General features: G+C 73.3%; 24 protein-coding genes. 17 read left to right on the top strand and 7 right to left on the bottom strand.

The window, feature by feature from the left end; genetic code table 11:
• Window positions 1–19: 19 nt before the first annotated feature.
• Complete coding sequence (locus tag D7I43_RS07005; RefSeq protein ID WP_192902093.1) at window positions 20–622, bottom strand: TetR/AcrR family transcriptional regulator; 603 nt, start codon at window positions 620–622, stop codon at window positions 20–22.
• Window positions 623–719: 97 nt separating this feature from the next.
• On the opposite strand from D7I43_RS07005, the gene D7I43_RS07010 reads away from it, so the two are divergent.
• The 9 genes from D7I43_RS07010 (at window position 720) to D7I43_RS07050 (ending at window position 11,245) form a co-directional block, all read left to right on the top strand.
• Window positions 720–1,727 carry a hypothetical protein gene (locus D7I43_RS07010; protein ID WP_120327568.1) on the top strand — a complete coding sequence of 336 codons (1,008 nt, stop codon included), beginning with the start codon at window positions 720–722 and terminating at the stop codon, window positions 1,725–1,727.
• 164 nt (window positions 1,728–1,891) lie between these two features.
• The gene (locus D7I43_RS07015; protein ID WP_120327569.1) at window positions 1,892–2,233 is read left to right on the top strand and encodes a hypothetical protein; all 342 of its coding nucleotides are present in this window, start codon (window positions 1,892–1,894) and stop codon (window positions 2,231–2,233) included.
• 274 nt (window positions 2,234–2,507) lie between these two features.
• Entirely contained in the window at window positions 2,508–3,575 is a 1,068-nt protein-coding gene (locus tag D7I43_RS07020; protein ID WP_120327570.1) for a BMP family lipoprotein, read from the top strand.
• Between the two features lie 251 nt (window positions 3,576–3,826).
• The gene (locus D7I43_RS07025; RefSeq protein WP_338041994.1) at window positions 3,827–5,353 is read left to right on the top strand and encodes an ABC transporter ATP-binding protein; all 1,527 of its coding nucleotides are present in this window, start codon (window positions 3,827–3,829) and stop codon (window positions 5,351–5,353) included.
• Window positions 5,354–5,509: 156 nt separating this feature from the next.
• Entirely contained in the window at window positions 5,510–6,874 is a 1,365-nt protein-coding gene (locus D7I43_RS07030; protein WP_120327572.1) for an ABC transporter permease, read from the top strand.
• Window positions 6,875–6,877: 3 nt separating this feature from the next.
• Window positions 6,878–8,158 (top strand): ABC transporter permease, encoded by a 1,281-nt coding sequence (locus tag D7I43_RS07035; protein ID WP_120327573.1) that lies wholly within the window; start codon window positions 6,878–6,880, stop codon window positions 8,156–8,158.
• Between the two features lie 85 nt (window positions 8,159–8,243).
• Window positions 8,244–8,948 (top strand): cytidine deaminase, encoded by a 705-nt coding sequence (locus D7I43_RS07040; RefSeq protein WP_120327574.1) that lies wholly within the window; start codon window positions 8,244–8,246, stop codon window positions 8,946–8,948.
• Between the two features lie 231 nt (window positions 8,949–9,179).
• On the top strand, window positions 9,180–10,460 hold the full coding sequence (locus tag D7I43_RS07045) for a thymidine phosphorylase (protein ID WP_120327575.1): 1,281 nt from the start codon (window positions 9,180–9,182) through the stop codon (window positions 10,458–10,460).
• Window positions 10,461–10,564: 104 nt separating this feature from the next.
• Window positions 10,565–11,245: a DUF4272 domain-containing protein gene (locus D7I43_RS07050; protein ID WP_120327576.1), complete on the top strand. Its 681-nt coding sequence runs from the start codon at window positions 10,565–10,567 to the stop codon at window positions 11,243–11,245.
• Window positions 11,246–11,373: 128 nt separating this feature from the next.
• Here D7I43_RS07050 and D7I43_RS07055 read toward each other — a convergent pair whose 3' ends face one another.
• Both D7I43_RS07055 and D7I43_RS07060 read right to left on the bottom strand, forming a co-directional pair.
• Window positions 11,374–12,237, bottom strand: a complete 864-nt coding sequence (locus D7I43_RS07055; RefSeq protein ID WP_120327577.1) for a putative RNA methyltransferase — start codon at window positions 12,235–12,237, stop codon at window positions 11,374–11,376.
• A gap of 235 nt (window positions 12,238–12,472) precedes the next feature.
• On the bottom strand, window positions 12,473–12,946 hold the full coding sequence (locus D7I43_RS07060; RefSeq protein ID WP_120327578.1) for a MarR family winged helix-turn-helix transcriptional regulator: 474 nt from the start codon (window positions 12,944–12,946) through the stop codon (window positions 12,473–12,475).
• A gap of 115 nt (window positions 12,947–13,061) precedes the next feature.
• Here D7I43_RS07060 and D7I43_RS07065 point away from each other — a divergent pair, with 115 nt between their 5' ends.
• The 3 genes from D7I43_RS07065 (at window position 13,062) to D7I43_RS07075 (ending at window position 15,212) form a co-directional block, all read left to right on the top strand.
• Complete coding sequence (locus D7I43_RS07065) at window positions 13,062–13,631, top strand: NADPH-dependent FMN reductase (RefSeq protein ID WP_120327579.1); 570 nt, start codon at window positions 13,062–13,064, stop codon at window positions 13,629–13,631.
• Window positions 13,628–14,041 (top strand): PPOX class F420-dependent oxidoreductase, encoded by a 414-nt coding sequence (locus tag D7I43_RS07070; protein ID WP_120327580.1) that lies wholly within the window; start codon window positions 13,628–13,630, stop codon window positions 14,039–14,041. The genes D7I43_RS07065 and D7I43_RS07070 overlap by 4 nt, the downstream gene beginning before the upstream one ends.
• An 85-nt stretch (window positions 14,042–14,126) precedes the next feature.
• Complete coding sequence (locus tag D7I43_RS07075; protein ID WP_120327581.1) at window positions 14,127–15,212, top strand: adenosine deaminase; 1,086 nt, start codon at window positions 14,127–14,129, stop codon at window positions 15,210–15,212.
• On the opposite strand, the gene D7I43_RS33520 is transcribed toward D7I43_RS07075, so the two are convergent.
• A complete protein-coding gene (locus tag D7I43_RS33520; protein WP_240032833.1) occupies window positions 15,213–15,509 on the bottom strand; it encodes a hypothetical protein in 297 nt (98 codons plus the stop codon).
• A gap of 502 nt (window positions 15,510–16,011) precedes the next feature.
• Between D7I43_RS33520 and D7I43_RS07085 the strand changes: the two genes are divergently transcribed.
• The 4 genes from D7I43_RS07085 to D7I43_RS07100 all read left to right on the top strand — a co-directional run bounded on the left by D7I43_RS07085 (window position 16,012) and on the right by D7I43_RS07100 (window position 21,206).
• Window positions 16,012–19,737, top strand: coding sequence for a sensor histidine kinase (locus tag D7I43_RS07085; protein ID WP_120327583.1), 3,726 nt, complete (start codon window positions 16,012–16,014; stop codon window positions 19,735–19,737).
• Entirely contained in the window at window positions 19,734–20,138 is a 405-nt protein-coding gene (locus D7I43_RS07090) for a roadblock/LC7 domain-containing protein (protein WP_109901346.1), read from the top strand. Before D7I43_RS07085 ends, D7I43_RS07090 begins: the two co-directional genes overlap by 4 nt.
• Window positions 20,139–20,233: 95 nt before the next feature.
• Entirely contained in the window at window positions 20,234–20,611 is a 378-nt protein-coding gene (locus tag D7I43_RS07095; protein WP_120327765.1) for a DUF742 domain-containing protein, read from the top strand.
• Window position 20,612: 1 nt separating this feature from the next.
• Window positions 20,613–21,206, top strand: coding sequence for a GTP-binding protein (locus tag D7I43_RS07100; RefSeq protein ID WP_120327584.1), 594 nt, complete (start codon window positions 20,613–20,615; stop codon window positions 21,204–21,206).
• A gap of 856 nt (window positions 21,207–22,062) precedes the next feature.
• Here the strand turns inward: D7I43_RS07100 and D7I43_RS07105 are convergent.
• Window positions 22,063–24,375: a serine/threonine-protein kinase gene (locus tag D7I43_RS07105; protein ID WP_120327766.1), complete on the bottom strand. Its 2,313-nt coding sequence runs from the start codon at window positions 24,373–24,375 to the stop codon at window positions 22,063–22,065.
• Window positions 24,376–24,413: 38 nt separating this feature from the next.
• The gene (locus tag D7I43_RS07110) at window positions 24,414–25,358 is read right to left on the bottom strand and encodes a DNA primase (RefSeq protein WP_120327585.1); all 945 of its coding nucleotides are present in this window, start codon (window positions 25,356–25,358) and stop codon (window positions 24,414–24,416) included.
• 136 nt (window positions 25,359–25,494) lie between these two features.
• On the opposite strand from D7I43_RS07110, the gene D7I43_RS07115 reads away from it, so the two are divergent.
• Window positions 25,495–25,851 (top strand): PadR family transcriptional regulator, encoded by a 357-nt coding sequence (locus D7I43_RS07115; protein ID WP_120327586.1) that lies wholly within the window; start codon window positions 25,495–25,497, stop codon window positions 25,849–25,851.
• 16 nt (window positions 25,852–25,867) lie between these two features.
• Here D7I43_RS07115 and D7I43_RS07120 read toward each other — a convergent pair whose 3' ends face one another.
• The gene (locus D7I43_RS07120; RefSeq protein ID WP_120327587.1) at window positions 25,868–26,539 is read right to left on the bottom strand and encodes a permease prefix domain 1-containing protein; all 672 of its coding nucleotides are present in this window, start codon (window positions 26,537–26,539) and stop codon (window positions 25,868–25,870) included.
• Window positions 26,540–26,555: the final 16 nt, after the last annotated feature.

The raw sequence follows: 26,555 nt of genomic DNA on the forward strand, positions 1-26,555 counted from the left end.
CCGGGCCCGCCCCGGGGTGTCACCGGCGCGGGGTGGCGTCGAGCAGGGCGCGGACCCCGGCGAGGTAGGTGGCGCGGTCGGGCGCGCCGGTCAGGATGCGCTGGGTGAACCAGCCCGGCACGAAACCGAACAGTGCCGCGGCGGTGGCGTCCGGGTCGGCGTCGGCGGGCAGCTCGCCGGCCGCCTGGGCGTGCCGGACCAGCATCCCGAAGGCGGTGCGGAAGCCGGCGTACTTCTCCGCCACGAAGGCGGCGAGGGCCGGGTCGCGCTGCGCCTCGCCCCAGACCTGGATGGCGATGCGCAGGGCCCCGTCGTCGCCGAGCTGGGTCTCGACGTACGTGAGGATGCGGTCGAGCGCCTCGACCAGGGGGAGTGGCGGTTCCTGCGCGGCCAGTTCCTCGAGCACCCGGCTCGCGCCTCCGATGGCCTGCTCGGCGATCGCGTTGATGAGATCCGTCTTGCTGGGGAAGTAGCGGTAGACCGCGCCCACCGAGAGGCCGGCCTCGGCGATCACGTCCTGCATCGACGTGCGGTGGAACCCCTCCCGCAGGAAGCACCGGCGGGCGGCCTCGACGATCTGGCGGCGGCGGGCCGCGCGGTGCTCCTCGGTGACTCGTGGCACGCCGCACATCCTAAAGCGAACGTTCGTTCTTGACACCGTGACGGTGGGAGCGGAGCCTGATTTTAAGAGAACGAGCGTTCGTTTTAGAGGAGTTGCCATGCCCGCGACATCCGTCCGCAGCCACCCGCCCGCACGGCTCGCCCTCCTGGTCGCCGTCCTGGCGGTGGTCGTGTTGGCGCTGCTCGTCCCCCTGTTCGCGGCCCCGGCGGCCAACCTGGCGCCGCGCGACCTGCCCGTCGCCGTGGCCGGACCCCCACCCGTCGCGGGCGAGCTGGCCGACCGGCTCGCCGCGGCCCGCCCGGGCGCGTTCGAGGTCACCACCCTGGCCGACGCCGCGGCCGCCGACCGGGCGCTGCGCGACCGGCAGGTGTACGCGGCCTTCGTCGCCGGCCCGGACGGCGTCACGCTGCACACCGCCCCGGCGGCCAGCCCCACGGTGGCCGCCCTGCTCACCGAGGCCGCCGGGCAGCTCTCCGGCGGGCGGCCCGTGCCCGTCGTGGCGGTCGTGCCCGCCGACCCGGACGACCCCCGCGGCGCCGGGTTCGCCGCCGGCTTCCTGCCGTTCGCGATGGCCAGCCTGCTCGCCGGGGCGCTCCTGGTCCTGCTGGTGCGCGGACGCGTGGCCCGGGTGGTGGGGCTGCTCGCGTACGCGGTGCTCGCCGGGGCGGCCGGCGCCGCCGTGCTGCACGACTGGCTCGGGGTGATCGGCGGCGACCGGCTCGCCGAGGCGGGGGCGATCGGCCTCTTCGCGCTCGCCGCCGCGGCCACCGTGACCGGGCTCGGGGCGCTGCTCGGCCGGCCCGGTATCGGGCTCGGCGCACTGCTGGTGTTCCTCGTCGGCAACCCGTTGTCGGCCGTCTCCGCCGCCCCCGAGCTCCTGCCGCAGCCCTGGGGAGCCGTGGGACAGTGGCTCCCGGTCGGCGCGGGCGGCACGCTGCTGCGCGCGACGGCGTTCTTCGACGGCGCCGGCGGCGGCACGGCGCTCGCGGTCCTGGCCGGCTACGCCGTGGTCGGCCTGCTCCTGACCCTGCTCGCCCGGGGCGCGGCGCCCTCGCCCGCAGCCGTCGAACCCGGCGAGGCGCGGCCGGCGGCCGTCGCCGCCTGACCTGCCGTCGCGCTCCCTGCTTCCGGGAAGTAGTGGCCTCCCCGGCGCGTCGAGGCCACTACTTCCCCGATGTCGTGTCGATCCCGCGTCGATCCCGTCGGCCGACGTGCCGCGCCCCGGGGGCCCCTACTACAAAGCGTCGTTGATAGGGGAGGATGGAGCGCGTGGAAGCTCTGAGGCTGATCCTTCTCTACGTCCATCTGATCGGGTTCGCGCTGCTGCTGGGTGGCTCCATCAGCCAGTACGTCAGCGGACGGCTGCGCATCAACGCGGCCATGCTCTGGGGTGCCGTGATCCAGTTGCTGACCGGCATCGGGCTCTCCGCCCCGCTTCGCGACGGCGACGAGCCGTCCCCGGCGAAGCTCGGCACCAAACTGGTGATCGCCCTGCTGATCTTCGTAATGGTGTTCTTCTCCCGAAAGCGGGAAACCGTCAATCGTGGCCATTTCCTGGCAATCGTCGGGTTGACCCTGGTCAACGCCGCGGTGGCGGTCTTCTGGCGGTAACGTCGGCCGGAGAGGACGCTTCCGAACCGGACTTTCGCGACGCCGTGGCGCACGCCTACCGGCACGAAGAGTGATCTGCCCCACGGGACGGTTACGTAGGGGTAACAGGCGCTCAACAGTCGTGCACGATTGTCGGCCGGTGGGTGGGCGCGGGCGTACGCTCCCGTCCGTAACGTGGGACGCCGGCGGCGAGAGCGCAGGCCGGCTCAAGGGCAGCCACCGCACAAGGCGCGGTGTGCGATGGGAAGGAGACGTCTTGCGCTCGGTGCGTGGGATGCGGATCGCCTCGATCGTGGCGGCGGGTGGGCTCGTACTGAGCGCCGCCGCGTGTGGCGAGGCGCCGGATGAGAACAACGGCGCCGGTGACGGTGGCAGCAAGTTCAGCGCCTGCATGGTGACCGACGTCGGCGGCATCGACGACAAGTCGTTCAACACCTCCGCCTGGAAGGGCCTGGAGGAGGCCAAGGCCGCCAACAGCAACATCGACATCAAGTACGTGGCGTCGAAGGCCGAGGCCGACTACGAGCCGAACCTGACGCAGTACGTCAACCAGAAGTGCGACTTCATCCTGGCCGTCGGTGGCCTCATGGCCGACGCCACCAAGAAGATCGCCCAGGCGAACCCGAACCAGCAGTTCGGCATCGTCGACGCCAACCCCGGCGTGGACAACATCTACCCGATGCAGTTCGACACCGCTCAGGCGGCGTTCCAGGCCGGCTACCTGGCCGCCGGGATGACCAAGACCGGCAAGGTGGGCACCTACGGCGGCCTGCCGATCCCGCCGGTGACCATCTTCATGGACGGCTTCGTCGACGGCGTCGCGTACTACAACCAGACCAAGGGCAAGAACGTCCAGGCGCTGGGTTGGGACAAGGCGACCCAGAAGGGCTCCTTCACCAACGACTTCGCCAAGCAGGACGAGGGCAAGAAGGTCTCCGACGCGCTGGTCGCCCAGGGCGCGGACATCATCATGCCGGTCGCCGGCGGCTCCGGCCTCGGCACCACCTCGGCGGCGAAGGCCTCGGGTGGCAAGTACAGCGTCATCTGGGTCGACGTCGACGGCTGCGAGAGCACCCCGGACTGCTCGGCGATCCTGACCACCGTGGTCAAGAACATCCCGGACGCCGTCAAGGAGGCCGTGCTCAAGGCCGCCGGTGGCGAGAAGCTCCAGGCCACCCCGGGCTTCGTCGGCACCCTGGCGAACAACGGCGTCTCGATCGCCCCGTACCACGAGTTCGACAGCAAGGTCCCGGCCGAGCTGAAGGCCGAGGTCGAGAAGATCAAGGCGGACATCGCCGCCGGCACCATCACCGTCACCTCCAAGGCTCAGCCGACCAAGTGACGACCGCCCGGCTTCCCCGGTGAGATCATCGGGAGGCCGGCGGGCAGCACCGTACGACCGATCCGGCCGCTCTGGCCCGGCGGAGAACCCGCTGGGCCAGAGCGGCCGAGTCGCGCACCACGGCGACCGGCCCCCGTCCGGGCCGGGACGGCAGCTAGGCTGCACCATCGCTCGCACTCCAGGAGGTTGCGCTGAGACTCGAACTGCGCGGCATCACCAAGCGGTTCGGTGACCTGGTCGCCAACGACCACATCGACCTGACGGTGGAGCCTGGAGAGATCCACGCCCTGCTCGGCGAGAACGGCGCGGGCAAGTCGACCCTCATGAACGTGCTCTACGGGCTGTACCAGCCCGACGAGGGCGAGATCCTGGTCGACGGTGAGCCGCTGAAGCTGCGCGGGCCCTCCGACGCGATCGGGGCCGGGATCGGCATGGTGCACCAGCACTTCATGCTGGTGCCGGTCTTCACCGTCGCCGAGAACATCATGCTCGGCGCGGAGCAGGTGCGGGGCGGAATCGCCGGTTTCCTCGACCGGCGGCGGGCCCGCCGCGAGGTCACCGAGGTCTCGGAGCGGTACGGCCTGCGGATCGACCCCGACGCCGTCATCGAGGACCTCCCGGTCGGCATCCAGCAGCGGGTGGAGATCGTCAAGGCGCTCACCCGCGACGTCGACCTGCTCATCCTCGACGAGCCGACCGCGGTGCTCACCCCCCAGGAGACCGAGGAACTGCTCACCGTCATGCGGTCGCTCAAGGCCGCCGGCAAGTCGATCGTCTTCATCACCCACAAGCTCGGCGAGGTCAAGGCCATCGCCGACCGGATCACCGTGATCCGGCGCGGCAAGGTCGTGGGCACCGCCTCCCCCGAGGCCAGCCGGGACGAACTGGCCGCGCTGATGGTCGGACGCAGCGTCCGGCTCACCGTCGAGAAGGCCCCGGCCACGCCCGGCCGGCCGGTGCTCGAGGTCTCCGGCCTGGTCGTCGACGACGACCGGCAGGTCCGCGCGGTCGACGGGGTCGACCTGACCGTGCACGCCGGTGAGGTGCTCGGCGTGGCGGGCGTGCAGGGCAACGGCCAGACCGAGCTCATCGAGGCGATCATGGGCCTGCGGCCGGCGCTCGCCGGCTCGGTGACGCTCGACGGCGAGCGGATCGACGGCTGGTCGACCAAGAAGGTGCTCCGCGCCGGCGTGGGCTACGTGCCCGAGGACCGCAGCGTCGACGGGCTGGTCAAGGAGTTCAGCGTCGCGGAGAACCTCGTGCTGGACATGTACGACCGGCCTCCGTTCGGCGGTGGTCTCGCGCTCCGGCCGGACGCCATCGCGGAGTCGGCGAAGGAACGCATCGCGCAGTTCGACGTCCGGACCCCGTCGGCCGAGGCTCCGGTGGGCACGCTGTCCGGCGGCAACCAGCAGAAGGTGATCGTGGCCCGGGAACTCTCCCGGCCGCTCAAGCTCTTCATCGCCGCGCAGCCGACGCGCGGTGTCGACGTGGGGTCGATCGAGTTCATCCACGGCCGGGTCATCCACGAGCGGGACGTCGGCACCGCCGTCCTCGTGGTGTCCAGCGAGTTGGACGAGGTGATCGGGCTGGCCGACCGGATCGCCGTGATGTACCGCGGCCGGATCATCGGTGTCGTCGGCCCGGACACGCCCCGCGAGCAGATCGGCCTGCTGATGGCCGGTGTGAGCCCGGAGGTGGCGGCCGAGCAGGCGGGTGACGCGTCGGAGAGCGGCACGGCCTCCGCCGACGCCCCACGTAACGAGGACGAGGCATGAGCGAGCGCAGCGAGCGAATCATCGGGCACAGCGCGGTGGAGCCTCATGACGGCGCCGACCGGAGGGAGGTGCCGGCATGAGCGAGCGCAGCGAGCGAATCATCGGGCACAGCGCGGTGGAGCCTCATGACGGCGCCGACCGGAGGGAGGTGCCGGCATGAGCGAGCGTCAAAGGTCGGGTTCGCCCGACAAGGACCCGGCGAGCGAAGCGCAGGCCGCGCAGGACTCGCTCGGCAACACCGAGCGGGCCGAGGACGCGACCACGCCGGAGGCGGCCCCGGCCACCGGTGGGACGGAGCCGAAGCCCACCCTCGGGCGGCTGTTCCTGGAGAACCTCTGGGCCGCGAACACCGTCACGGTCACCGTGCTGTCGCTGGTGCTGGCGATCGTGGTCGGCGCGATCCTGATGATCATCTCGGATCCGGACGTCCTCTCCACCTACTCCTACATCACGGCCCGGCCGTCGGACGCGCTCAACTCCAGTTGGACGCTGGTGAGCGAGGCGTACGCGAACCTCTTCAAGGGCGCGATCTTCGACCCCGAGGCGTTCTCCGGCTGGCTCGACGGGAGCAACGGCTGGCAGGCGGTCCTCGCGCCGATCAGCGAGACGCTCACGTACACCGCGCCGCTGGTCTTCACCGGCCTGTCGGTGGCGCTCGCCTTCCGTGGCGGCCTGTTCAACATCGGCGCGCAGGGCCAGGCCACCATCGGCGTGGTGCTGGCGGCGCTGGCCGGCTTCCTGCTGCCGCTCCCGCCCGGCCTGCACCTGCTCGTGGCGCTGCTCGCGGGCGCGCTCGGCGGCGCGATCTGGGGCTTCATCCCGGGCATCCTCAAGGCGCGGACCGGCGCCCACGAGGTGATCAACACGATCATGCTCAACTACATCGCCACGTACTTCCTCACGTGGTTGATCGTGCAGAACGGCGTGCAGGACCCGAACCGCACCGACGCCATCAGCCGGCCCGTGGACCCGTCGGCCCAGCTGCCGCGGCTGCTCGGCGACAACCTCCGGGTGCACGCCGGCATCCTGCTCGCCGTGCTCGCCACCTGGGCCGTGGCGTGGCTGCTGAACCGCTCGACGCTCGGCTTCGAGTTGCGCGCGGTGGGCGCCAACCCGGACGCCGCCCGCACCGCCGGCATCAGCGTGACCCGCACGTACGTCCTGATCATGGTCTTCGCCGGGCTCCTGGCCGGCCTGGGCGGCTCCAACATGGTGCTCGGCTCGACCGCCAGCGCGCTCACGCCGCTCGTGGTGGCGCAGATCGGCTTCGACGGCATCCTCGTGGCGCTGCTCGGCCGGGTGAAGCCGTGGGGCGTGGCGCTCGCCGCGCTGCTCTTCGGCGCCCTCCAGGCCGGCGGCAACCGGATGCAGTCGTACTCGGGGATCTCGCTGGAGCTGGTCACCGTGCTCCAGGCGCTGATCGTCATCTTCATCGCCGCGCCGGCCCTGGTGAAGGCGATCTTCCAGCTCCGGGCCGCGCGGGCCGCCCGGTTGCAGACGAGCCTGGCGAAGGGCTGGTAACTCATGTCCACCATGGCTGTCCCCGACGTCGCGGTCGCCCCGGTCGACGAGGGCTTCTGGAACCGCAACCGCAAGGTCGGCCTCGTCCTGCTGGCGCTCGGCCTGATCGCCGCGGTGCTCTTCGGCGCGCTCGCCACCGACCAGCGGGCCCGGTTCACGCTCAGCGAGGACGCCGCCGGCGCGGCCCTGGAGATCAACGGCACGTTCGGCGCGATCCTCTTCGGGGTCGTCGCGCTCGCCGCCGGCGCGGCGTTGCTCGCCGGGCTGCCGAAGCGCTGGTTCCTCACGGTCCTCGGCGTCGGGCTCGTCGCCTTCGTGTTCTCGTTCCTCTGCTGGCAGGTCTCCGCGGCCCCGGCCGGGCAGAACTTCATGCCGCTCGTCAACATCATCCGCGGCACGTTCATCCTGGCCCTGCCGCTGATCTTCGGCGCGCTCGCCGGCGTGCTCTGCGAGCGGTCCGGTGTGGTCAACGTGGCCATCGAGGGGCAGCTGCTCATGGGCGCGTTCAGCGGCGCCCTCTTCGGCAGCATCTCCGGCAACGTCTGGGTGGGCCTGGTCGCCGCGGCCATCGGCGGCGCGTTCATCTCGCTGCTGCTGGCGATCTTCTCCATCCGATACCTGGTCGACCAGGTCGTCATGGGCATCGTGCTGAACCTGCTCGCGGTGGGCGTCACCGGCTTCCTCTACGAGCGGCTCATGCAGACCAACACCGAGCGGTACAACAGCGCTCCCCGGTTCAGCAACTGGGAGATCCCGCTGCTCAAGGACATCCCGGTGATCGGTCCGGCGCTGTTCCGCGGCAACATCTTCCTCTACCTCGGGCTGCTGCTGGTCCTGGTGATCCACATCGCGCTGTTCCGCACGCGGTGGGGCCTGCGTACGCGCTCGGTCGGTGAGCACCCGACCGCCGCCGACACGCTCGGCGTCCGGGTGCTCGGCCTGCGGTACCGCAACGTGCTGCTGGCCGGCGTGGTGGCCGGCATCGGCGGTGCCTCCTACACGCTGGCGCTCTACTCGTTCACGAAGAACATGATCGGTGGTAAGGGCTTCATCGCCCTGGCCGCGCTCATCTTCGGGCGGTGGAACCCCACCGGCGCGCTGCTCGCCGCGCTCTTCTTCGGCTTCGCCGACCAGCTCGCCACCTACCTGAGCACCATCAACAGCGTGATCCCCAGCCAGTTCCTCGCCATGCTGCCGTACCTGGCGACGATCCTGGCCGTGGCCGGCCTGGTCGGGCGGGTGCGGGCGCCCGCCGCCGACGGCAAGCCGTACGTGAAGGGCTGACGGACCCCGGCGGACGCGCGACGCGCGCCCGCCGGGCCACGGGCCTCGCGGCGGCCCGGCCTGCGGATACGGCAGAATCGGAGCCATGGAGATCGACTGGGAGCGGCTGCGTGCCGCCGCCACCGAGGTGATGCGGCACGCGTACGTGCCGTACTCGAAGTTCCCGGTCGGGGCGGCCGCCCTGGTCGACGACGGCCGGGTGGTGGTCGGCTGCAACGTCGAGAACGCCGCGTACGGGGTGGTGCTGTGCGCCGAGTGCGGGGTCGTCTCCTCGCTGCACGCCACCGGCGGTGGCCGGCTCGTGGCGCTCTCCTGCGTCGACGCGAACGGTGAGCCGCTCATGCCCTGCGGGCGGTGCCGGCAGCTGCTCTGGGAGCAGGGCGGCCCGGAGTGTCTCGTCGAGGCGAAGGGCGGGCCGCTGCGGATGGCCGAGCTGCTGCCGCACGCGTTCGACGTGGAGGACCTGGAGGCGGTCACCGGCGAGACGTCCGTGCCGGCGGTGCCGGAGCGCCTGGCGGCCCTGCGCGGGCGGGGCACCGTCTTCGTGCACCCGGACCTCTCCGCCGGCCAGCAGGTCTGGACGGCCTACTGGGAGCGGTCCGCCGGCGACGACGTGGGCGCCGAGACGGGCGTGCTCGAGGAGGGCCCGAGCTGGGACGACCCGGCGGACGCGATCACCTGGGGCCTGGCGCGCACGCCGCGTGTCGTCGTGGTGGACGCGTCGGGCACGATCTACTGGGCCGGCGAGGGGGAGCCGCCGACGGAGATCCCGGTGCGGTGGGGTGGCTGACGCCGGGCTCGTGATCGGCGGTTGCGCTCGGGGATCGGGCCGACCAGCACCGGCTCCGGGCGGTCAGGCTTGATCCCTCCGCCGGTGACGGCCGACCCGATCCCGGGTGGTCACCGGCCGCGTGTCCGTCACAGTGACAATCCTCCGCCGGTCCCGCGCGGTCGCGGTGGACCGTCGCCCGCCACGACCGGGCGCGTGGGCCCGTCGCGCGACAACTGATAGGAACGTGAAGTGAGTGCTTTTACCGCCGTGGACGTCATCCGGACCAAGCGGGACGGGGGTGTGCTGTCGGACGCGCAGATCGACTGGGTGGTCGACGCGTACACCCGGGGTCTGGTCGCCGACGAGCAGATGTCGGCGCTGGCCATGGCGATCCTGCTGCGCGGCATGACCGGCCCCGAGATCGCCCGCTGGACGGCCGCGATGATCGCCAGCGGTGAGCGGCTCGACCTGTCGGCCGTCGAGCGGCCGACCGTGGACAAGCACTCGACCGGCGGCGTCGGCGACAAGATCACCCTGCCGCTCACGCCGCTCGTGGCCGCCTGCGGGGCCGCCGTGCCGCAGCTCAGCGGTCGCGGCCTCGGGCACACCGGCGGCACGCTCGACAAGCTCGAGTCGATCCCGGGCTGGCGGGCGGCGCTCACCAACGACGAGTTCATCGCCCAGCTCCGCGACGTCGGCGCGGTGATCTGCGCGGCGGGGGCGGGGCTCGCCCCGGCCGACCGCAAGCTGTACGCGCTGCGCGACGTGACCGGCACCGTCGAGGCCATCCCGCTGATCGCCAGCTCGATCATGAGCAAGAAGATCGCCGAGGGGACCGGCGCGCTGGTGCTCGACGTGAAGGTCGGCTCCGGCGCGTTCATGAAGTCCGTCGACCAGGCCCGCGAGCTGGCCCGCACGATGGTCGAGCTGGGCGGCGCGCACGGTGTGCGGACCGTCGCCCTGCTCACCGACATGTCCACCCCGCTGGGCGTCACCATCGGCAACGCCGTCGAGGTGACCGAGGCGGTCGAGGTGCTCGCCGGGGGCGGCCCGGCCGACGTGGTCGAGCTGACCCTGGCCCTGGCCCGGGAGATGCTCGACGCGGCCGGTCTCACCGACGTCGACCCGGAGGCGGCGCTGCGTGACGGCCGCGCCATGGACGTGTGGCGGGCGATGATCCGCGCCCAGGGCGGCGACCCGGACGCACCGATGCCGACCGCCCCGGAGGTCGAGGTCGTCCGCGCGACGGCCGACGGGTACGTCGAGGCGGTCGACGCGTACGCCATGGGTGTGGCCGCGTGGCGGCTCGGCGCGGGGCGGGCCCGCAAGGAGGACCCGGTCAGCGTCCCCGCCGGGGTGGTGCTGCACAAGCGTCCCGGTGACCCGGTGCGTGCCGGCGAGCCTCTCTACGAGCTGCGGGCCGAGCAGGCCGACCGGATCCCGGCCGCGCTGGCGGAGGCCGCCCGCGCGGTGACGGTCTCGCCGGACGCGCCGGTCCCGGCACCGTTGGTGATCGAGCGGATCGGCTGAGCCCGACTCGGGCGGGCCGCCATGACCCGCGCCACCCGGGACGGCTATCCTGCCTGGCCAGGGGGGACCACCGGCGCTGAGCCGTCGCGAGCAAGGGAATCGCCGTGACCGTACCTGCCCCCGACCCCCGTGAGGTGCGTGAGGCGAGCCTGGACGAGCTGTCCCGGCTCGACCTGCCACTGCCGCCGCCGCAGTTCCCGCTGGTGTGGGAACCCGGCGACCAGATCGAGCTGCGTCCCACCGCCGAGATCGAGGCGCGGATCGCGGTGCTGCACCTGATCCTGGCCCGCTGCTTCGGGATGCCGCCGCAGGCGGCGATGAGCTGGCTGCTCACCTCGCACCTGGTCGAGATGGTCACCCCGCCGGAGTGGCAGTTCGTGACCGGCAGCAAGGGGGACCACCGCTCGTTCGTGCTGCACCACGACGCGCTCTTCGCGCTCGCCTGGGTCCTCGGCCTCACCAAGCAGCTCGATCCGACGCTGCCCGTGGACGAGCGGCTGGTCGAGCGGATGCCGGACATCGCCCGTGGGGAGACGTTCGCCCAGTGGCGGTCCCGGATCCTGGCCGCGCCGCAGCACCCCGCCGACGCGGCCGCCCTGCTCGACCTGCACTACTGCCTCGACTGGGCGTATCTGGAGCTGGAACGGCACGGCCGCGCCCGGCCCGGCCTGGTCGACGCGAACGCCATCGGCCAGCGCCGGTGGGCGCTGGAGTGGGCGGTGATCCTGCGCGGGCCGTACCACGACGATCCGCCGGGGTGGGAAGAGGTGGACCTCTCCACCTGAGCGCTGCTCGTCGCGCCCGAGACCGCGCCGCCGACGGGCGCCGCGCTGCCCGCGCCCGCGCCGCCGACGGGCGCCGCGCTGCCCGCGCCCGCGCCGCCGGCGGACGCCTGCGCTGCCCGCGCCTGTCGTCAGCGCGGCGCCGGCCGCCACACGGCGAGCCGGACGGCCACCGTGACCCGGACCGGTTCGGCCAGCGCCGTGACGCGCCCGGCCAGCCCCGCCGGGTCGGTGTGCCAGGCGCTCGGGCCCATGCCGACCAGGGTGGCCACCTCCGGTCGGGTCAGCGCGAGTTCCCGCCGGTGCACGGTCTCGGTCGACCGGACGAAGTGCCCGCCGAGGCTGCCGGCCACCCGGTCCTCCTTGGCCGGGTCGACCCGCAGCAGCCCGAGGGAGCCGACCAGCTCGGCGAGATGGTCCTCGGCCGGTGTCACCACCAGCAGCGCCCCGCCGGAGCCCAGCACCCGGTGGAACTCCGCGCCGTTGCGCGGCGCGAAGACGTTCAGCAGCAGGGTGGCCGCCCCGTCGGCGAGCGGCAGCCGCTGCCAGGTGTCGGCCAGCGCCGCGGCCGCCCGCGGGTGCGCGCGGGCGGCGCGCCGCAGCGCCGGCTTGGAGACGTCCAGCGCCAGGCCGACGGCGTCCGGCAGCGCCGCCAGCACCGCCGCGAGGTGCCGGCCCGTGCCGGCTCCGGCGTCCACCACGAGGGGGTACGCGCCGGCGGCCGGCCCGACCTCGGCCACCGCCACCTCGGCGAGGGCCGTCGAGATCAGGTCGTAGTGCCCGGCGGCCAGGAAGTCGGCCCGGGCGGCCACCATCTCGGCGGTGTCGCCCGGGTGCGGGGCGCGGCCGGCGAGCAGGTTCACGTACCCCTGCCGGGCCACGTCGAAGCTGTGCCGGCGCGGGCAGCGCAGCGCGCGGGCGGTGCCGGCGTACGCCTCGGCGAGCGGCTCGCCGCAGACCGGGCAGCGGAGCCGGTCGAGGATGCGGGCGTCCATGTCAGATGTCCCGGAGGGTCGGCACCGTGCGGGCCGGGCGGTGGTCGTCGTCGCGCAGCTGCACGCCGACCACGGTAGGCCCTGCCGGCGGCGGGTCGACCCGCACCCGTCCCTTCCGTCCGGCGGGTCGAACCGTGCCGGTCCGGTCCGGGCCGGGGTCGAGCCGTCCCGATCCTGTCCTGGCCGGGGGTTGTCGATCGTGTCCGGCGCGGCGGGTCGACGCCGCCGCCGGGGGTCACGGCGACGGCCGGCCCGGTGCGGAGAGGTGGTCGACGACCCGGTGGCTGAACGCGGCCAGCGCGGCGAGTTCGTCCGGGGTGAGCAGGTCGATGAGGTGCTTGCGGACCGCCGCGACGTGGCCGGGGGCCGCCTCCTCGATGGCGCGGCGGCCCTCCGGGGTGAGCACGACGACGGCTCCCCGGCCGTCCGAGGGATGTTCCTCCCGCATGACCAGGCCGCGCTGCTGCATCCGGCTCAGGTGGTGGGAGAGCCGGCTGCGGGACCAGAGCATCCGGTCGGCCAGCTCGCTGACCCGCAGTCGCTGCTCGGGCGCCTCGGACAGGTCGGAGAGCACGTCGTAGTCGGGCTCGGAGAGCCCGGCGTCCCGCATCAGCTCGCGGGCCAGTTCGAGGTCGAGGAGCCGGCGCATCCGGCGGTAGCCGCGCCAGGCCCGGTCCTCGTGCGCGTCCAGCCAGCGGGGTTCGTCCATGGTGTGATCCTAGCCAGGTAGTTGACATATCACCAAGACGGTCTCTAGGGTCGATGACATGTCAACTACTTCGTCCGGGTCCCGGACGACCCACCCCGACAGGAGTGACCGCGCCATGCCGCGCCTGAACGTGATCGTCGCCAGCACCCGTCCCGGCCGCGTGGGACGCCGTATCGGTGACTGGTTCACCGAGGTCGCCACCCGCCACGGCGCCTTCGACGACGTACGCCTGGTCGACCTCGCCGAGGTCGCCCTGCCCTTCCACAACGAGCCGCACCACCCCTCCGAGGGGCGCTACGTGTACCGGCACACCCGCAGGTGGAGCGAGACGACCGCCGCGGCGGACGCCTTCGTCTTCGTGATGCCGGAGTACAACTACGGCTTCAACGCGCCGCTGAAGAACGCCATCGACTACCTCTACCGGGAGTGGCAGCACAAGCCGGTCGGCTTCGTGAGCTACGGGATGACCTCCGGCGGGCTGCGGGCCGTGCAGATGATCAAGCAGGTGGTGACCACGCTCAAGATGGTGCCGGTCAACGAGGCGGTGACCATCTTCCTGCGGCAGGCGCTGGACGAGTCCGGCGCGCTGATCCCGGACGCGGGTCGCGACGCCGCCGCCGACGTCATGCTCGACGAGATCGCGCGGCTCTCCGCCGCCCTCTCGACGCTGCGGGTGCCGGCGTGAACGCGCGGCTGTGGGAACTCTTCGGAGAGCGCGGGCGGGGCGTCCTCGTGACCCTGCGTCGGGACGGGCGGCCGCAGTTGTCCAACCTCGACTACCTGGCCGAGCCGGGGCTGATCCGCTGCTCCAGCACCGGCGACCGGGCGAAGGTCCGCAACCTGCGCCGCGATCCGCGGGCGAGCTTCCACGTCACGACCGCCGACGGCGGCGCGTACGCGGTGGCGGAGGGGACGGCGACCGTCACGCCACCGGCGGCAGCCGAGGACGACGAGACGGTCGAGGAACTGGTCGAGGTCTACCGGCGGATCCGCGGCGAGCACCCGGACTGGGCCGAGTACCGGGCGGCCATGGTCGCCGACGGCCGCGTGGTGCTCCGCATCGCGGTCGAGCGGGTGTACGGGTGGCGGCCGTGAGGGCGCCCGACCGCAGCGGGTGGTGGCCGTAACGCGCCCGGCCGGTCCCGGCGCGGTGCCGCCGGCGCCTGACTAGGGTCTGAGCATGGTCGCGACTATCCGGTACGAGGACATCGTCAAGGTTCCCAAGGCGCTGCTGCACGACCACCTCGACGGTGGCCTGCGTCCCGCGACGATCGTCCAGCTCGCCGAGGAGGTGGGCCACGAGCTGCCCACCACGGATCCCGACGAGCTGGGACGCTGGTTCGTGGCGGCGGCCGATTCCGGCTCGCTGGAGCGCTACCTCGAGACGTTCGCGCACACCGTCGCCGTCATGCAGACCGCGTCGGCGCTGCGCCGGGTGGCCGCGGAGTGCGCGCTCGACCTGGCCGCCGACGGGGTGGTCTACGCCGAGGTGCGCTTCGCTCCCGAACAGCACCTGGAGCGGGACCTCACCCTCGACGAGGTGGTCGAGGCGGTGCTCGCCGGTTTCGAGGAGGGCAGCGCCCAGGCGGCGGCGGCTGGCATGCCGATCCGGGTGGGCACGCTGCTCACCGCGATGCGGCACGCCGCCCGTTCGCAGGAGATCGCCGAGCTGGCCGTGCGGCACCGGGACGCCGGCGTGGTGGGCTTCGACATCGCCGGCGCGGAGGCCGGCTTCCCGCCCACCCGTCACCTGGACGCCTTCGAGTACCTCCAGCGGGAGAACTTCCACTTCACCATCCACGCGGGGGAGGCGTTCGGGCTGCCGTCGATCTGGCAGGCGATCCAGTGGTGCGGCGCGGACCGGCTGGGCCACGGGGTGCGGATCGTCGACGACATCAGCACCGAGGGGCCGAAGCCGGTGCTCGGCCGGCTGGCGGCGTACGTGCGCGACAAGCGGATCCCCCTGGAACTCTGCCCGTCGTCGAACGTGCAGACCGGCGCCGCGCCGTCGATCGCCGAACACCCGATCGGGCTGCTGCGCGACCTGCGCTTCCGGGTGACGGTGAACACCGACAACCGCCTGATGAGCGGCACCTCGATGTCGCGGGAGATGGCGCTGCTCGCCGACGCGTTCGGTTACGGCTGGGCCGAGCTGCGCTGGTTCACCATCAACGCGATGAAGAGCGCGTTCATCCCGTTCGACGAGCGGCTGCGGATCATCGACGAGGTGATCAAGCCGGGCTACGCCCCGCTCGTGGGGGACTGATCAGCGGCGCACCGGGTGGCCGGCGAGCAGGCCCGCCACCCGGTGCAGCACCTCGCGTCCCCGGGCCGCCTCCGCGCCGAGCCCGGTCTGCCGGCGCAGCACCGCCGGCTCGGAGCGCAGCAGCGCCACGCCCCGGCGCAGCAGGACGCCGGGCGCCTTCCGTTGCTCGGAGAGGTCGCGCGCCAGGCGGCGGAGGAACGTCGCGCCGCGGGGCCGGCGCAGCGCGTACGCCCCGGCGAGGAAGCCGCGGCGGCGGCACTCGGCGACGATGTCAGCGGCGAAAATCCCTTCGGCCACAAAAAGTGGCGATCCGGCTATGTCAAATGTCCGGGTGGCCACTCGTCGATCCGCGCCGATCGCATATACGGGCACTTCGGCCCGCCCCTCCTGGGCCAGTCGGGCAATGGTCTCCACGGCCGCCTCGGCATCCCAGGACAGGGGCGACTCCCAGTCCACCTGCCCGTCGCGACGCGGCAACGTAGGGTCATCGCCGTCCTTGTAGAAATCGTCGAGGCAGAGCACCGGAAGTCCGGTTCGCTGGGCTATGTACGACTTTCCGGAGCCCGACGGCCCCGCGAGCAGGATCACGCGGTAGGGGTGGCTCATTACGTGCTGTTACTCCGACCAGACAGTGTGCAATCAAAACGCTTCAACATCCCATCACACCATCTGCGCCTGCCAACCTGGACTTTCTCTTTGCCGGACGGCGTGATGGAATCTCGGGGGTCCGACCCGCCGGGTCGGTCGCTGGGCGTTGCCCGGGGCAACGCGCGAACGCTGTGATCGCGAGGGCGGTGACGTGAGCAAACGGCCACAGGCGGCGGGCTCCTTCCTGTCGCGGCTGCGCCAGCCGGCCAGCCGGCTCAGGGACATGCCGATCTGGTCCAAGCTCGGTCTCATCATGATCGTGCCGACCATCGCCACGGTCGTGGTGGGCACCAACGGCCTGGTCGACCACCTTGAGACACTCAACAATGCCAACCGGGCCGGTGACCTCGCCAATCTCTCGGGCTACTCCGGTGACCTGATCGACACCCTCCAGGACGAGCGCACCACGGCCGTGTTGCTGCTCGTGTCGAAGCAGGGCCAGGCGAGGGCGCAATACCAGGAGGCGTACAACCGGGTCAACACCCGGGTGGAGCAGTCGAAGACGCCGTACCTGCGGCAGCGGGGAACCATCAGCGACCTCCCGGCGAGCATGGAGAGCCAGCTCGACGAGATCGCCCAGAGCCTGACCGAACTCCCCGGCATCCGCAGCCAGGTCTACAACGGCAAGATGCGGCCCGCCGAGGCGGTCCAGGCGTACGAGGGCCTCATCAGCGACCTCCTCGCCATCCGCGACTCGGCCACCCAGCTGGCCGGTGACAACGACCTGAGCGACCGGATGCGCGCCGCCGCCGCCGTGGCGCGGGAGAAGGAGTTCCTCTCCCAGCGCCGGATCGTGGTGCACGAGGCGCTGGCGCGGGGGGAGATGGATCCCGCCCTGCGCACCGAGTACATCTCCAGCGGCACCGGCCAGGAGCAGGCCGTCCAGAACTTCAAGGCGGTGGCCACCGAGGAGGAGGCCCGCTTCCACGACCAGACCATCGCCGGCGGCGACCGCCGCCAGGCCGAGCAGTACCTGGGCTGGATCAACGGCAACACCAGCGGCAAGATGACCGGCGCCCCGTTCGGGCCGGACCAGTGGGACGCGGCCATGGTCGCCAACGCGAAGCTGATCCGGGCCGTGGAGACGAAGCTCGACGGCGACGTGGTCCGCCGCGCCGAGAACATCCGTTCCGACGTGCAGCGGCAGGTGTTCCTGGAGACGGGCCTGCTGCTCAGCATGCTGTTGCTGGCCGTCCTCTTCGCGTACCTGGTCGCCCGGTCGATGGCCCGGTCGCTGCGCGAACTGCGCCAGGGCGCCCTCGCCGTCGCGCAGTACGGGCTGCCGCAGGCCGTGGCCCGTCTGCGGGACCCGCAGGTGAGCAACCAGCTCACGCCGGCGCAGCTGGCCACCCAGATCGCCGAACCGCTGCCGGTCCGCAGCAAGGACGAGTTCGGCCAGGTGACCGAGGCGTTCAACGCCGTCCACCTGGAGGCCGTCCGCACCGCCGCCGAGCAGGCCGCGCTGCGCGCCTCCGTCGCGACGATGTTCGTCAACCTGGCCCGCCGGTCGCAGATCCTCGTCGACCGCCTCATCGGGCACCTCGACCGGCTCGAGCGGGGCGAGGAGGACCCGGACCGCCTCGCCGAGCTGTTCCAGCTCGACCACCTGGCCACCCGGATGCGGCGCAACGACGAGAACCTGCTGGTGCTCGCCGGCGCGGACTCCACCCGCGTGCAGCGGGAGCCGGCCGCCCTCATCGACGTGCTGCGCGCCGCCCAGTCGGAGGTCGAGCACTACACCCGGATCGAGTTCGGCGTCATCGACCGCGACATCGAGATCGCCGCGCACGCCGTCAACGACCTGGTGCACCTGGTCGCCGAGCTGTTCGACAACGCCACGGCGTTCTCGCCGCCGGACTCGCAGGTGCTGGTCGAGGCCCGCCGGGTCGGCGACCGCGCCTCGCTCTACGTCGAGGACCGCGGCATCGGCATCAGCCCCGACCAGTTGCAGGAACTCAACGAGCGGCTGGCCACGCCCCCGCAGGTGGACGTGGCCGTGTCCCGCATGATGGGTCTCGTCGTGGTCGCCCGCCTCGCCTCGCGGCACGGCGTCCGGGTGGAACTGCGCCCCGGCAACCAGCGGGGCACCGTCGCGGAGGTCACGCTGCCGACGTCGGTGCTCGTGCCCCGTGCCCTCTCCGGGCGGGTGCAGCAGCCGCCGGCGCTGCCCGCCCCGGCCGGTGGCGCCCCCGGGACCGGCCCGGTGCCGTCCTTCGGCGGGCCCCCGACCGGCCCGGCGCCGACCTTCGGCGCGCTGCCCGCGCTCGGCGTGCGGCAGAGCGAATCCGGCAACCAGGTCACCCTCGGCGGGCGCCCGTTCGACCCGGCGTCGCCCAACGGCTCGGGCGGCACGCTGCCGGCCGGCCCGTCGCGCGGCATGCCGGCCTGGTCGGACCTGACCGGTGCCACGGCGGCCAACGGCGCCGGCACGTTCACGCCGCGTCCCGCCAACGGCCAGCCGGTCGACCCGCTGCCCCAGCGGCGTGCCGGCGACGCCGACCAGCCCGGCGGCCAGTCCCCGGCCATCCCGCGGCAGTTGCCGAGCAGCCCCGAGGCCACCCCGTACTCGCCGCCGCCCGTCTCCGCGCCGCCGCTGCCACCGGTCTCGGGCGGCCCGGTGTCCGGCTCGCCGGTCTCCGCGCAGCCGTACTCGGGTCCGCCGGTCTCCGCGTCGCCGTACGCCGGTCCGCCGGTCTCGGCCTCGCCGTACGCGGGCCCGCCGACCTCCGCCTCGCCGTACTCGGCTCCGCCCGTGTCCGGCCAGCCGTACTCCGCCCCGCCCGTGTCGGGCCAGCCGTACTCGGCACCGCCGGCCGGTGCGCAGCCCTACTCGGCCCCGCCGGCGAGTGGTCAGCCGTACTCGGCGCCGCCGGCCGCTCAGCCGTACTCGGCGTCGCCGGCGAGCGGCCAGCCGTACCCGGCCGCGCCCGCCGGTGAGCAGGCGTACCCGGCGCCGGCGGCGAACCCGTTGCCGTCGCGGCCCACGGCGTCGGCTCCGCCGGCCTGGCCGCCGGTCGCCGACGCGGACCGGGAGACGGCGACGCCGGCGGTGCCCGAGCGGCTCGCCGCCGCCCTGGACATGACCACCGAGCTTCCGCGGGTGCCGCGGGCCGAGGGCCAGCCGGCCGCGACGCCGGCCCCCGCGCCGGCGCCCACGCCGACGCCCGCCGCGGCGCAGACCCGGCCCACGCCGGCTCCGCAGGGCCAGAACCAGCAGCGGTACGCGGACGAGACGATGGAGCTGCCGATCTTCCGGGAGCTCGAGTCGGCCTGGTTCCGCACCCGCCGACCGGGGCCCGAGGAGGCCGGCGCCGCGAAGCCGGCGGCGACGAACGGTGCCCCGACCCAGCAGTTCGCCGCGGTCGACGCCACCGGTCACGCCGTCCAGAAGACACCACCCGGGACGACAGGTAACGCACCGATGGCAGACACTCCGACGGCCGCAGGGACGTCGCGGGACAACGGGTCGAACGCGAACGGGGGCAGCGGCCTCACCGGCGCCGAGAGACTCCCCAACCGCCGGCCCTCACCGCAGACCAACGGTTGGGAGACCGCCGCCGACGACGGCTGGCGGGCCGCCTCGGCAGCCAGTGAGGTGCCGGTGCGGGCGACCACCCCGACGGGGCTGCCGAAGCGCACCCCGATGGCGCAGCTGGTTCCCGGCGCGGTCGACAAGCCCACCACGTCGGTCCAGCGGCGTACGCCGGAGGGGGTCCGGGGCCTGCTCTCGGCCTACCACCGGGGTGTGCAGCGGGGGCGTAGCCACCCCTCGGACAGCAATCCGACCAGCCCGGAGGGAACTCCGGGAGGGCAGCAATCCTCGCAGTCTGGCTCAGGCCCAGTGGCCGGGAGCGGGCAGAAGGAGCATGAAGGATGACTACTACGCAGGATCTCGGTTGGCTCCTCGCCAACTTCGCCGACCGGGTACCGGGGGTCGCGCACGCGGTCGCCGTCTCCGCGGACGGCCTGCTCCTCGCGGCGTCACGGGATCTCCCGCGTGACCGTGCCGACCAGTTGGCCGCCATCGCGTCCGGTCTGGTCAGCCTCACCCAGGGCGCGGCCCGCTGCTTCGAGGGAGGCGCGGTGCTGCAGACGGTCGTGGAGATGGACAATGGCTTCCTGTTCCTGATGTCCATCTCGGACGGCTCGTCCTTCGCGGTCCTGGCCGCCCGGAGCTGCGACGTCGGGCAGGTCGGCTACGAGATGGCGCTGCTCGTCGACCGGGTGGGCGACGCGCTGACGCCCCAGCCGCGCGCCGCCGCGGGAATGCTGGGCTGACGCCCTGCTGACCCAGGTCGGCAAGGCGGTTACGACGACAACAGACGGGCTCCCTGGTGGAGCCGGTGCCGGGTACGAAGGAGGTGAGCGGCGACATGGCCGATCGTGATGAACCGACCGGCGCGTTGGTCCGTCCATACGCCGTGACCCGCGGTCGTACCCGTCCTCGACTCGACATCGCGCTGGAGGCGCTCGTCGAGACGACGGTGCGCGGCCGGGCCGCTGCCAACGGCAGTGGTGGAGGGGGCCGCGAGCACCAGTACATCGCCGCGCTGTGTGACGGACGCGTCCAGTCGCTCGCCGAGATCGCGGCGCGGATGCAGCTCCCGCTCGGTGTGGCCCGGGTGCTCATCGCCGACATGGCGACGGACGGCCTGGTCGCGGTCCATGAGCCGACCATTCTGGACGACTCGAACGACGCGGTGGGCACTGAACTGCTGGAGAGGGTGCTGAGTGGACTTCGCAGGCTCTGACATGTCGCACCGCCCGCCGACCCCGAGCGGGCGCGTGACGTCGGCGAAGATCGTTATCGCCGGTGGATTCGGCGTCGGCAAGACGACGCTGGTCGGCTCGGTCTCGGAGATCACGCCGCTGACCACGGAGGCCATCATGACCTCCGCCGGTGTGGGCGTCGGCGACACCCGGCAGGTGCCGGGCAAGGCGACGACCACGGTGGCCATGGACTTCGGCCGCATCACGATCGACCGTGACCTGATCCTCTACCTGTTCGGTACGCCGGGTCAGACGCGGTTCTGGTTCATGTGGGACGAGCTGGTACGCGGCGCCATCGGCGCGGTCGTGCTGGTCGACACCCGACGGCTGGCCGACTGCTTCGCGGCGATCGACTTCTTCGAGCACCGGCGGCTGCCGTACCTGGTGGCCATCAACTGCTTCGACGGGATGCAGTACCACGACCCGCAGGACGTGCGGGAGGCGCTGGCGATCTCGAACGAGGTGCCCGTGGTGGCCTGCGACGCCCGCAACCGCGAGTCGACCAAGCACGTGCTGATCTCGCTGGTCGAGTACGTGCTCACCATGCGCCGGTCGCGGGCGGTCGCGCCGGCCTGACGGTCGTTCGTCGACGCGCCCGGTGCGGCTTGGCCGCACCGGGCGCTCACGGTTGCCCAGAGGAGCCTCGTAGGCCCGGTCGCTCCCTCATCAGCGGGCACTCCTCACTGTCCAGATGAAACGTCGTGCGCCGGTCTGGCGCCCCCTGGCACGCCGGTGGGCCTCGTTCAGCGGTACACCCGCCGTGCGGTCCACAGGGGCCTCATACGCCGGTTCCTCCCGCTAGCACCGCACTCCACCGGGGGCGCCGTCCACAGAAGACTTCGTAGGCCCGGTCGGGCCCGATTGGCGCCCTCGGCCGCAAAGAGCGCCATTGCTGCCCGCCCCCGCCGCTGGCGTGCGTTCCCCGCTGTTCACAGGGAGCCCCATGCGCCGGTTCCTCCCCGCCCGACCCCATCTGACTCTGCTCGACTGGCCGCATCCGCACCGGCCCTCTGCCCACAGGGGACCCGTCGCTCGCCGCTCACACGACCGGTGCCCCACCACAGCCGCACGCGCCCGCCGGTGGGTCCCGGTCTCCCGTGGCGGCGGCGTCTGCGCGCAGAAGCCCACAACTTCCTGGATGTTGTGGCCTCGGCCGCACTGGGAGGGAACAACATCCCGGATGTAGTGGGATCATCGGCCGCCCGCCCCCGGCACGCGGCCCCGGCACCGGGCCTGCCTCCAGCGCCGGCCCGTCGGCCCGTCGTCCGACCCCGGCACGCGGCCCGTCGTCCGACCCCGGCACGCGGCCCGTCGTCCGGCCCGGCATTAGGCGCAGCTTGAAGCGGCGGCCTGACCACTCGGTCGGGACACGGTGGAGCCCTCGTCCGAATCCGGCGGCGTGCCGGGTCAGGCGGGGGCTCTCGTGGCGGTGTCAGGAGCGGTAGCCGGCGGAGCGGTATTCGTACTCCCGGTCGTCGTCGCGGTCGCCGTGGTCGCGGCTGAAGTCCCATCCGCCGGCGGCCTCCCGCCCGGGGCGTCCGCCCACGGCGAAGCCGCCGATCTCCTGCCCGCGACGCCAGCCGCGGAAGTAGCCGGTGGTGTTCTCGGCGAGGCTCGCGGCGTCGCGGACGATGCGCAGGGGCCGTTCCTCCCGCAGCGGGGAGCCGGGCACCAGGTTGGCCTGCGGCACGCGCTTGGGCAGCCCGGCCTTGGTCTCGGCTCCCACGGCGGGTCGAGCGGCCTGCTCGGCGGCCTGCCAGCCGCTGTCGGCGGTGGTCGACCAGTCGAGGTCCACGTCGTCGTTGTGCCCGACGAACCAGGCCGACTTGGCCTGGGCGAAGATGAGCAGGTCGCCGTCGCCGCTCTCGTCGGACACGGGCGGCGGCCGGTGCTCGACCGGAGGTGGCGGCCGGTGCTCGACGGCCGGGCGCTCGGAACGGGCGGCGGGGCGGCCGGTACGGCCGGGGTCCGGCCCGTCCACCAACCGCAGCGGCGGCACCTCCAGGTGCTGGCCGGTGTTCTCCCGCAGCGCCCGGTCCTCCAGCGGCGGAGGCTCCACGAGCCGCAGCATGGGCGGCTCCTGCGGCAGGTCGTCGGCGAGCCACGGCGGGGTGACCCGCTCGCCCACACCCGGGTCGGTGGGCGCGTCGACGCCGCGCTCGCCGTACGAGTACGCGGCCGGGTTGTTCGGGGAGCTGTCGGCCGGGTTCTCGGGGTTGTTGACCAGCGGCCAGTTGGCCCGCGAGCCGGGCGGCGCGGACTCCGCGTCGGGACGGGGAGCGGGCACCGGGATGGTGAGGTCGGTGGCGCTGAACCCGCCCGTGGGCGGGCCGGAGTCCCCGTTGGTCTTGGGCCGGGGCGGGATCACGGTGCGCTGCCGCTCGGCGCGGGCGCTGTTGATCGCCGCGGTGGTCAACGTGGGCCGGAAGGGCTCGCCCGCCTCGGCCGGCGGCACCTTGCCCCGCTGGGACGGCGCGATGGGCGTGATCCCCGGTGGCGGGGGCGGCGGCGCCGAGACGGGCCGGTTGGTGGGTGCGTCCGTCCGCCCGGGCGGGGCGGACACGGGTGGGCCGGCCAGGGCGGCCGGGGTCACCGGCTCGGGTGCGACGGGCGGCGGCGTGACGGGTTCGGGTGCGACCGGCGGCGGTGCGACCGGCCGTGGGGCCGGCGGCGGGCTGCCCGCGGAGACCGGCTCGGGACGGCTGCGCCGACCGCCCGAGGACGTGGGCTCGGCGGCCGCGGGACGGAGCGTACGCAGCCCCGCGCTGGTGTTCCCCATGCCGGGCAGGTCGTGGTCGCCCCGACGGGCGGCGGCGCGGCGGCCGGGGGCGGGCGTGGTGACCCGCGTGTTGAGGGCGCCCACGAGCGCCTCGCAGCCGGCGTCGCAGGCCCGTACCGAGGCGACCGCCTGCCGGACGGTCTCCGCGACGGCGGACGTGAGCGTGCGGTTGACGGTGGCTCGGCGCGGCGTCTCCGAGATGGCGACGCGGAGCGCCGTGACGGCCTCCTCGATCTCGGCGGCCTCCGCGACGCCGTCGGCCACGAGGTGCGTGACGATGGCGTCGGCGGCGACGGAGACCTCACGGCCGCGGGCGACGGTGCCGCCGAGCATGCCCGGCTCGGGCAGCGCGTCGAGCACGGCCAGCGGGACCGGCTCGGCCGGATCCGGGTACGCCCGCAGCGCGGCCGGGTAGAGCTCCCGGAGCACCTCGCGCAGCGCCACGGCGGCGGAGTGGCGGCCACTCGCGAGCGCGGCGTGCGCGGCGAGGACCTGCTTGTAGCCGGCGAGGTCGCGGGGCGCGGGGAGGGTGACCGCGGAGAGCGCGCCCGCCTGCAACGCGCGGGCCAGGCCGACGGCCCGCCGCTCGGCCGGCGGTGACTGCATCTCCTCCAGGGAGTCGTCGTCGGCGAACCGTTCGGCGAAGTCGTCGACCGAGTCGTCGTCGGCGATGGCCAGGGGACGCCCGGCCGCGCTGAGCAGCGAGGTGACCGTGTGGTCGTCGCTGTCGGCGGCGATCGCCGCACCGCTCGGCCCGCCCGACCGCTCCACGAGCAGCGCGACCAGCTGGGCGTAGCCAGCGGGGTCGTCGCCGATCTCGCAGACATGCAGCAGACGTCCTGCGTCATCGACCACAGCGGACGTCAGCGTCGAGCCGGCCGAGGCCGGTCGGTCGGCCGGATCCGCCGAGGCCAGACCGCAGTACACGCGCACGAGCGCCACGGCGTCGTCCTCCTCCCGGGACAGGTGTTCCTCTGCCAGAGACTGATGCTCCCCGGTCGGGGTCAGTCGCGCCAGTCCACGACCGCAGAGATCTTGCCGACAATCGTGCGCCAACCGAGACTTGCGGTTTGTGCCCCGATTTTCTTCAGCCGCCGCCGGGCGAGGAAGGCGCCGATCCCACCGTTGACCGTGCCCCGCAGGGCCTCGTCCAGGTCGTCGAGGCTGGAGCCGGTGGAGAGCATGTCGAGCACGGCGGGTAGCCGCAGGGCGTACGAGAGGTCACGCGCGATCTCCCCGGCCTCGATCAGCAGCGTCGGATCCCACGTGTCGTGCCCGCCGCGGAGGTTCTCCACGACCAGGTCGAGCTCGTAGGTGTCCTCGTCCAGCGGGGCGATGTCGGCCGGTTCCACCCGTTCGGACAGTTCTCGCCAGCTGTCCAGTTGGGACAGATCGTTGGGCGCACCGGACCGGATGAAGCTGACCAGAGATTCCGGCGTCTTGAAGAGCAGCAGCCGACCCTTGTGGCTGAGGAAGAGCGGCACCTCCTCGTCGCCGGACTCGTCGGCGGCCTCCTCCTCGTCGGTGTCGGCCTCCTCGTCGCCGGACTCGCGGCGGCGGCGCGCGTCCTCCTCCTCGCTCTCGGCGAACTCCTCCGCCACGTCCTCGTCGAGGATGACGACGGTCTCGTCGTCCTCCTCCTCGATGACCTGGCGGCGGGCGAGGAACGGGTCGTCCTGGTCCCGTTCGGTGACGTCGGTGGGTGTCACCTCGCGCGCCGGCCGGTACGTCCGCAGCGTGAAGCCGGTGCCGGCGGGAAGGGCGATCTCCACCGGGTCGATCCCGACGGACTCCCAGAGGGACCGGTCGGCGTCGGCTGCGGCACGACCGGTGTCGGTCTCCTCCGGCTCGACCGGGTCGGCGGTGTCGTCGAGCTCGGGCTCGTCGGCGTCGGGCCGTTGAGGCGACTGGCGGGCCACGCTGACCTCCGTGTGCTTCGGGCTGCCCACCCGCCGGCGCGTCGGCCGGCGAGTGACTCTGGGCACATACCCTAGTGGGCCTCTCCGGGGCGGCGGTGCCCGCACCCCGAAGGCCGGTCGCCGGCTCCCTGGCGATCTCGCCCGTCAACCTGTAGCGTAGCTACGCATGAAGGCCCAGGCGCTGCACGGACACCTCGACGCCCTGCTGCTGGCGGTGCTGGAGGGGGGCGCCCTGCACGGCTACGCCATCATCGAGGCGCTCCGCGCCCGCAGCGGCGGCACCCTCGACCTGCCGACGGGCACCATCTATCCCGCCCTGCGCCGCCTGGAGCGGGCCGGGCACGTGGTCAGCACCTGGAGCACCGTCAACGGGCGGGAGCGGCGGACGTACCAGCTCACCGACTCCGGGCGCCGGGCGCTCGCCGGGGAGCGGGCCGGCTGGCGCGAGTTCAGCACGACCGTGGGGCGCTTCCTCGACCCCGTCGGCGACCTGCCCGGCACGCCGCCCGCCGCACCCGCCTGACGTCACCGGCCGGGGCTCAGCGCGTCGCGAGCAGCCAGGTGCGGGCGGCCCGGCCGATCCACAGGTAGCCGGCGCCCACCACCATCGCCCCGATGATCATCGGGGGCCAGGTGAGAGCCGCGTCCCAGAGCCCGACCGACCAGCCGAACAGGCTGGCGCCGGTCAGCACGCCGATCGCCAGCGAGGCGAGGAGCCCGACGCCGGCCAGCCGGACGAGCGCCGGCAGGGCGGGATGCGCCGACCGCGCCGCGACCCGGACCAGCAGCAGCCCGGCCGCCGCCAACGCGAGCGCCGCCACCCAGACCCCGTTCACCGAGGCCGAGAGGAACAGGTAGCCCTCTGGCGGCCGGGGGCCGTCGCTCCAGCTCGCACCCCGCCAGGTCAGGTCCCCGCCCACCACCAGCACCGAGGCGAGCGCGAGGACCCGCAGCGACAGCCCGCGCAGCGCCCCCACGGCGAGTTCGGCCTGCCAGGCCGGCAACAGCTGCGCGGGACTGCCGAACTCGGCCACCGCGCGCCGCTCGGCCTCCGCGCCGGGCAGCCCGTCCGCGCGGTACGCCTCGACCGCGTCGAGCAGGCCGTCCCGCGCCTCGGCCAGCAGGTCGGCCTTCATCCGGGCCGGGCCGCGCAGCCGCACGGCCAGCTCCCGCAGGTGATCCTCCACGAGGACGTCGTCGTAGCGCGGCATGGTCCCACCCTGCCAC

Origin of the sequence: Micromonospora globbae, assembly GCF_003610785.1 — a bacterium.
GTDB lineage: Bacteria > Actinomycetota > Actinomycetes > Mycobacteriales > Micromonosporaceae > Micromonospora > Micromonospora globbae.